The 6,931-nt window shown below is 76.0% G+C and carries 7 protein-coding genes; 5 read left to right on the top strand and 2 right to left on the bottom strand.

The features are described from left to right. The first annotated feature begins 35 nt into the window (after nt 1-35). Nucleotides 36-473: a hypothetical protein gene (locus tag LCD35_RS14585; RefSeq protein WP_224960186.1), complete on the top strand. Its 438-nt coding sequence runs from the start codon at nt 36-38 to the stop codon at nt 471-473. Further along, the gene (locus tag LCD35_RS14590; protein ID WP_224960187.1) at nt 470-931 is read left to right on the top strand and encodes a DUF4439 domain-containing protein; all 462 of its coding nucleotides are present in this window, start codon (nt 470-472) and stop codon (nt 929-931) included. Before LCD35_RS14585 ends, LCD35_RS14590 begins: the two co-directional genes overlap by 4 nt. 109 nt (nt 932-1,040) lie before the next feature. On the opposite strand, the gene LCD35_RS14595 is transcribed toward LCD35_RS14590, so the two are convergent. Both LCD35_RS14595 and LCD35_RS14600 read right to left on the bottom strand, forming a co-directional pair. Further along, nucleotides 1,041-2,168, bottom strand: coding sequence for a hypothetical protein (locus LCD35_RS14595; RefSeq protein WP_224960188.1), 1,128 nt, complete (start codon nt 2,166-2,168; stop codon nt 1,041-1,043). 165 nt (nt 2,169-2,333) lie between these two features. Beyond that, nucleotides 2,334-3,359 carry an aminotransferase class V-fold PLP-dependent enzyme gene (locus LCD35_RS14600; RefSeq protein WP_224960189.1) on the bottom strand — a complete coding sequence of 342 codons (1,026 nt, stop codon included), beginning with the start codon at nt 3,357-3,359 and terminating at the stop codon, nt 2,334-2,336. Between the two features lie 150 nt (nt 3,360-3,509). On the opposite strand from LCD35_RS14600, the gene LCD35_RS14605 reads away from it, so the two are divergent. The 3 genes from LCD35_RS14605 to LCD35_RS14615 form a co-directional block, all read left to right on the top strand. Next, a complete protein-coding gene (locus LCD35_RS14605) occupies nt 3,510-3,920 on the top strand; it encodes a YjbQ family protein (protein WP_224960190.1) in 411 nt (136 codons plus the stop codon). An 87-nt stretch (nt 3,921-4,007) separates the two neighbouring features. Then, complete coding sequence (locus LCD35_RS14610; protein WP_224960191.1) at nt 4,008-4,700, top strand: haloacid dehalogenase-like hydrolase; 693 nt, start codon at nt 4,008-4,010, stop codon at nt 4,698-4,700. A 53-nt stretch (nt 4,701-4,753) separates the two neighbouring features. Continuing rightward, nucleotides 4,754-6,931 (top strand): tetratricopeptide repeat protein (locus tag LCD35_RS14615; protein WP_225044336.1); only part of this gene is annotated, 2,178 nt, incomplete at its 3' end.

Raw genomic sequence — 6,931 nt, forward strand, 5'->3', positions numbered from 1 at the left:
ACTCGAACGGGTCTGCGCGTATCGGACGTCGCGCGGTGTTGCGGCTGCTGGCGGCCTTGCCCGCGGTGGCCGCGGTGAGCGCCGCGTGCGCGAGCGGCGAGGACGCGCCGGACCCGCTGACGGCCCTCGCGACCGCCGCCCGGTCCGATGCGGCGCTGGCGCAGGGCGTCGCGCGCAGCCACCCCTCGCTGGGGGCGGGCGCCGGCGCGGTGGCGGAGATCCGCGCCGAGCACGCGCGGCTGCTGCAGCAGGAGATCGACCGCCTCGATCCGCCCGACGAGCCCCGCGAGCACCGGGCTCCCGCCGCGCAGGTGCCCGCCTCGCCGCCCGAGGCGCAGGCCGCGCTGAAGCAGGCGCTGGCCGCGGCGGAGCAGGCCGCCGCGAAGCTGTGCCCGAGCCTGCCCGGCTACCGGGCGGGGCTGACCGGATCGATCTCGGCGAGCTGCGCGAGCCTGGCGGAGGTGCTGGCGTGAGCGGAGAACTGCCGGACGAGGCCAAGACCGCCGTGAACGCGGCGCTGGACGCGGAGAACGCCGCGGTGTGGACCTACGAGCTGGTGACCGCGTTCGTGACCCGCTCGCAGGTGCAGGCGGCCGTCGCCGAGGCCACCGGAGTCCACGAGGGGCACCGGGACGAAGCGCAGCGCCTGATCAGCGCCACCGGAGCCACTCCCCCGGCGGCCGCGCCCGCCTACTCGCTGCCGGACCGGGTCACCGACGAGGGCTCGGCCATCCGCGCGCTCGTCGTCGCCGAGCGGGAGTGCGCGATCGGCTGGCGCGCGGTGCTGGAGAACACCGCGCCGGACGAGGTCGACCCCGCGGTGCGGCGGCTGGCGCTCACCGCCCTGACCACGGCCGCCACCCGCGCCACCCGCTGGCGCATCACGATCGGCCAGGACCCAGCGGCGGAAGCCCAGCCCGGCAAGCCCTGAACGGCGCCCCGCTGGTCCGGGAGCCGCTGACCGGCGGTGCGCACGCGGATCCCCGAGGTTCCAGCGGCGGAGGTACCGCTGGGGTTCCGCCGTCCGCGCGGCAGGAGGTTCAGCCGCTGTCCTGCGGCCAGCCGAGGCGCACGGCGTCCTTGGTGACGTCGGTGAGCCGCTGGTCCTCGTAGTTGTCGGGCTGCCCGAAGTACCCGGACTCACCGACGACGACGAGCCGGTCCTGCTGCTCGGAGTGGTAGCCCACGTCGCTGGTGAGCCCCGGGAAGTCGTCGGGCAGGTCCGGGCCCGAGGAGACCAGGTCCATCACGTTGCCGGTGTCGTCCTGGGTGACGAGCTCGTTGAGCTGCGCGGCGCTCGCCGAATCGGCCAGCCGCACGGTGACCACGGAGGTGAGCACGCGCTGCCCGTCCGGCAGCGTGGTGGTGTAGAGCGCCCGGGTGAGGTGCTCGCAGCCGTGCTCGCCGAAGAACGCCTTGATCTGGCCGGTGGAGACGTTGGCGCAGCCCTGGCGCCCCTCTTCGCGCACTTCCAGGTTGAACCGGTTCTGCGTCTGCGGGACGGGCGCAGGCGGGTCGGCCGCCTGGTCGTCACCGGAGGAGGGCTTGATCAGCAGCCAGAGCAGCCCCGAGACGACGGCCACGCCGAACAGCACGAGCCCGCGCAGCACCCAGCCGGAGGGCGTGATGGAGGTGCCCGCGAGCAGGCCGCCGCCCGCGCGCGCCGCCGGTTCGGGACGGACGGGTGCCTGCCTGCTGGTGGAGGGGTAGGCGCGCCGGTTGATGTCGCCGTGCTGCTGGGCCGCTCCGTTCGGCTGCCCGGGTGGTTGCTGCGCCGGGGCCTGCTGGGCGGGTTGCTGCGGGGCCGAGTGCTGCTGGGGGGATTGCTGCTGCACCGGTGCCTGCTGGGCCGGGTTCTGCTGGCCGTAGCCCTGCTGCGGGTACTGCTGCTGGCCGGGGTGCTGCGCGGCGTACTGGCCGCCCCAGCCCTGGTAGTGCTGCGGGTAGGCCTGCTGGTGCGCGGTCTGCGCCGCGTGGTTCTGGCCCTGGTGCTGCTGCGGCTGGCCGTAGCCGGGCGTGCCGGGTCCGGGCTGCGGCGCGTGCGGCTGGGCGCCGTGCGGCTGCTGGGCCGACGGCTGCTGGAACGCGGGGCGGGTCGTCTCGCCGGGTCCGCCCAGGGTGTCCGGGCTGAAGTCGGTGGGACTGGCGCTGCGGTGCTCGTGGTTCACCAGGGAGTTGTCGCGCTGGAGTGGCGCAGTGTCAGCTCGCTGCGCGTTCTGCGGCGAGCCTGTCATCTCTTCGGGTGCACCTTGGGGGTCCGGCACGGGCACTAACGGTAGCGGTTGCGGATCGCGCGCAGAACAGCACGTGCGCAGCGAAGACGTTCCGGCTGCTCAGCCACGCAACGCGCGGAGCACCAGGTCGACGTCGGTGTCGGTGTTGTACAGGTGGAACGCCAGCCGTGCCTTGCCCGCCCGGGCCGCGCACGCGATGCCCGCGTCGGCGAGCCTGCGGGCGGCGTCGTCGCCGGGCACCGCCACGATCGGCGAGCCGGCGGGAACGAGGCCGAGTTCGGCGCGCACCCGGTCGGCCAGCCCGGTGCAGTGCGCCCGCACCTGCTCCAGGTCGAGGGCGGCGAGCTCCCGCATCGAGGCGGCCGCGCCGACCTGGGCCAGCCACACCGGCGACAGGTCGAGCCCGCGCCCGCCCGGGGCCTGCTTCAGCGGCAGCCCGTAGATGCTGTCCATGCCGCCCCCGGCGTACCAGTTGGCGTGGCTCGCCCGCGGCGCGGGAGCGTCCGGGTGCTGCGCGAGCCAGGAGGACCCGCGCGGCGCGAGCAGCCACTTGTAGCCGGTGCCGACGACGTGATCGGCCCAGTCGAGCCGCATCGGCAGCCAGCCCGCGGCCTGGGTGGTGTCCAGCAGCACCCGAGTCGGCCGGTCCCGCACCGCTTCGCGCAGCGCCTCCAGGTCGACGAGCCTGCCGTCGGCGGACTGCACGACGCTCACCGCCACCAGGTCGTGGTCGGCGGCCTTCTCCGGGATCGCTTCGAGCGGGACCTCCTCCACCTGCACGCCGCGGTCGGCCTGCGCGGCGAACGGGAAGGTGACGCTGGTGAACTCGTCCTCGGCGACCAGCACGCGGGCTCCGTCCGGCAGGTCGGCGGCGATGATCCCGACCAGCTGGGAGACGGTGGCGCCGACGGCGACGCGGTCGGCGGGCACGCCGACGAGCCGGCCGAACAGTTCTCGTCCCGCGTCGGTGTCGGCGTCGAAGTCGGTGGGCCGGGCCCCGCCCGCGCCCCAGGTGGCGACCGCGGCGGTGACGGCCTCGACGGTGCCGGTGGACGGCACGCCGATGCTCGCGGTGTTCAGGTATCCGTCGGGGACGTCGAACCGGAGGCCGAAGGCGGTGCGCATGTTCCGATCCTCGTCGATGCGGTGGCCGGTGCGCCAGCACCGGATGCGCGGCCCGGCGGGACCGCCGACCACGCGCGGCCGGGGAAGCGCGGCCCACCGCAACCGGAGCGGCAGGACGGGCCGCGCGGCGCTCCGTTCTACCGTGGCGGTATGCGCAGTGAGGAAGTGGAGATCCGGACCGGTTCCGTCGAGGTGGTCTACGACCTGGGTGCCGAGTGCGACCGGTTCCTGCGGTCGGCGGGGGCCGGGGACGGCCTGCTGAACGTGTGGGTGCCGCACGCGACGGCGGGCCTCGCGGTGATCGAGACGGGTGCGGGAAGCGACGACGACCTGCTGGCCCAGCTGCGGGAGCTGCTGCCCGCGGACCGGCGGTGGCGGCATCGGCACGGTTCGCCCGGGCACGGGCGCGATCACGTGCTACCCGCGCTGGTACCGCCCTACGCGACGGTGCCGGTGCTGGACGGGCGGATGGCGCTGGGCACCTGGCAGTCGGTCTGCCTGGTGGACACCAACGTGGACAACCCGGTGCGGCGGGTCCGGTTGAGCTTCGTCGAAGGCTGATTCCACCTCTTCGGGTGAAACCGGGCCGGGCGCGGAGATGGCTCACATCTTGATCATGGTCGCGAGGTGTCGTGCCAGGATGGGGCGATGACCTCCCGACTCGTGCTGTGGGACGTGGACCTCACCCTGATCGACGCGCGCGGCATCGGCGTCGACTGGTACCGGCGCACTCTCGCCGAGGTCACCGGGACGTCCCTGCGGCACGTGCCGGACATGGCGGGCAAGACCGAGCTGGCGATCACCGGCGAAGTGCTCGCCGCGCACGGCATCGACGCCGCCACCGACACCGTGCACGCCATGTTCCGCACCCTCACCGACGTGGTGCTGGCCGATCTGGACTCGCTGTCGTTGCGCGGCAGCGCGATGCCGGGGGCGGCGGAGGCGCTGGCGGCGCTCGCCGAGGTGCCCGGCGTGGTGCAGAGCCTCGTCACCGGCAACCTGCCGGAGGTCGCGTTCCACAAGCTCGACGCGTTCGGCCTGCACCGGCACGTGGACTTCGACATCGGCGGGTTCGGCGCCGACTCCCCGCACCGGCACGACCTGATCAGCGCCGCGGTCGGCAAGGCCACCGCCAAGCACGGTGCCGAGTTCGCCCCGGAGACCGTGGTCGTCGTCGGCGACACCCCGCGCGACGTGGCGGGCGCGCTGCACCACGGGGCGGTGGCGGTCGGCGTGGCCACCGGGCGCAGCGACGAGCAGGAGCTGCGGGACGCGGGCGCGCACGTGGTGCTGTCCGACCTCACCGACACCGGCGCGGTGCTCAAGGCCGTCCAGGGCTGATCGATCCGCGCGAACGCGGTGTCCGAGGTGATCTCCTGCGCTATACGTGGAGGATGACCGGAGACCGCGCCCACGACGGTTCCGCCGGGCAGTGGGCCCGGCGCACCGCGGCGCAGGAGATCCGCACCAGCAACGCGGTGCACCGCAACGACGGCCTGGTCGTGCAGGCCGGGCAGATCAACGGCGACGTGCACTTCGCCGCTCCCGTGCCGCCGCCGCGCCCGCTGGCCTCGACGCTGCCGCGCGCACCGGCCCGGCTGGTCGGCCGCGAGGCGGAGCTGGACGCCGTGCTCGGCGCGGAGAACCCGGTGCGGCTGCTGACCGGCATGGGCGGCTGCGGCAAGAGCGCGCTGGCGATCGCGGCGGCGGACCGGTTGCGCGGGGAGCACCCCGGCGGGGTCGTGCTGCTGCCCTGCCGCGGCTACCGGGACCGCGGGGAGTTCGGGCTGCGGGAGGCGATCGCGGAACTGCTGGCGCTGCTGGAGGTGCCCGCCGCGCACGCGGTCGGCGTCGGGCTGCTGCACCGGCGCTTCGCCGAATTCGCCGCGGCCGGGCTGCCGCTGCTGCTGGTGCTGGACGACGTGGGTCCGCACTGGGACGTGGCCGCGCTGCTGCCGTCCGACCCGGTGCACGGGGTGCTGATCACCTCCCGCGACGAGCTCGACGTGGACGCGGAGCCGGTCCGGCTCGGCGCGCTGCCCGCCGGGTCGGCGGTGGAGCTGCTGCGGCGGGAGATCGCTCGGGGCGACCCGGCGGACCCGCGCGCGCGGCTGCGGGAGGACCTGCTGCTGGTGGCGGAGCGCTGCGGGCACCTGCCGCTGGCGCTGCGCGTGGTCGGCGAGCTGCTGCGCGGCGATCCGCGCCGGGAACCCCGGGTGGTGGCCGCGGACCTGGGCTCGCCGCACCGGCTGTCGGTGCTGGAGAAGGTGCGGTCGGCGGTGGCGCTGTCCACGGCGGCGCTGCGGGAGTCGCCGAACCGGGTGGACCGGTCCGCCGCCGCGCTGTTCGAGCGGCTGGGCCTGCTGCCGGGCGTCGAGTTCACCGCGGCCCGCGCGGCGGTGCTGCTCGACGAGTCCGACCCGCGGTTCGCGCGGCTGCTGCTGGACCGGTTGTGCGCGGCGCACCTGCTGGAACCGCGCGCGGACGGCGGCGCGTTCCACGACCTCACCGGCGAGTGCGCGGCGGAGTCCTTCGCGGCGCTGCCCGCGCGGCTGCGGCGGTCGCTGGCGCTGCGGTTCGCCGAGCACTGCGCGGACGTCGCGGACGCGGCGGTGGCACCGCTGCGGCCGGGTGCGGACGCCACCTCCGAGCAGGTCGGCGCGGGGTTGCGCACGCTGCACGACGAGCACGACGCGCTGCTGGCGGGCCTGACCGACGCGGTGGCGCGCGGCACCGCCGGAGCGGACGCGGAACGGCTGTGCGCGGCGGCGGTGCGCGTCGCGGAGGCGCTGCTCGTCCGCTGCGAGCGGACCGGCCGGGTGCACGAGGCGCGGCGGGCGGCCGAACCGCTGCTGCTCGCGTCCCGGGTGCTGGGCGATCAGGACGCCGAGCTGCGCGCGCTGCTGGCGCTGTGCGAGGCGCACCTCGCCGGCGGGCGGCCCGGCGCGGCCGCCGGGTACGTGCGGCAGGCGATCGAGCTGACCCGCGCGCGCTACGCCGCGCCCCGCTTCCTGGCCACGTTCTCCCGGACCATGGCGACGTACGCGCGGCTGGCGGCGGAGACCGGCGAGCACGAGGTGGCGGCCGCCGAGTACCGGCGGCTGCTGGACCGGCACCGGCGCGACGAGGACGCGCCCGGGCGGTGCGCCGCGCTGGGCGGGCTGGGCCGGGTCGCGCTGCTGCGCGGTGACCTCGACGAGGCGGCGCGCCGGTACGAGGCGGCGCGGGCGCTCGCCGACCGGCACGGGCTCGCGGAGCAGGCGGAGATCGCGTGGAACGCGCTGGGCGTGGTGCTGGCGCGCCGGGGCGAGGTCGACGGCGCCGCGGACTGCCACCGGGCCGCTCGGGACTCGGCCGAGCGCCACGGGTTCCCGCACCGCGCGGCGATCGCGGTGCACCACCTCGCGGATCTGCGGCTCGCCGTGGGCGACGCCGAGGGGGCGCGGCAGCACTACGAGCGCTGCGCGCGGCTGTACCGGGAGGCCGGCGACCACCGGCGTGCCGAGGAGCTCGCCGACCGGCTGGCCGCGCTCCCGGACGAGCCCCCCGACCTGCCTGCCGAGCCCCCGCCG

This window comes from Saccharopolyspora sp. 6V, assembly GCF_020176785.1.
GTDB lineage: Bacteria > Actinomycetota > Actinomycetes > Mycobacteriales > Pseudonocardiaceae > Saccharopolyspora_C > Saccharopolyspora_C gregorii.

Coding starts and splice junctions, on each gene's coding strand:
- LCD35_RS14605 (WP_224960190.1), top strand. CDS start 3,510: ATGCGCAGTGAGGAAGTGGAGATCCGGACCGGTTCCGTCGAGGTGGTC.
- LCD35_RS14600 (WP_224960189.1), bottom strand. CDS start 3,359: ATGCGCACCGCCTTCGGCCTCCGGTTCGACGTCCCCGACGGATACCTG.
- LCD35_RS14610 (WP_224960191.1), top strand. CDS start 4,008: ATGACCTCCCGACTCGTGCTGTGGGACGTGGACCTCACCCTGATCGAC.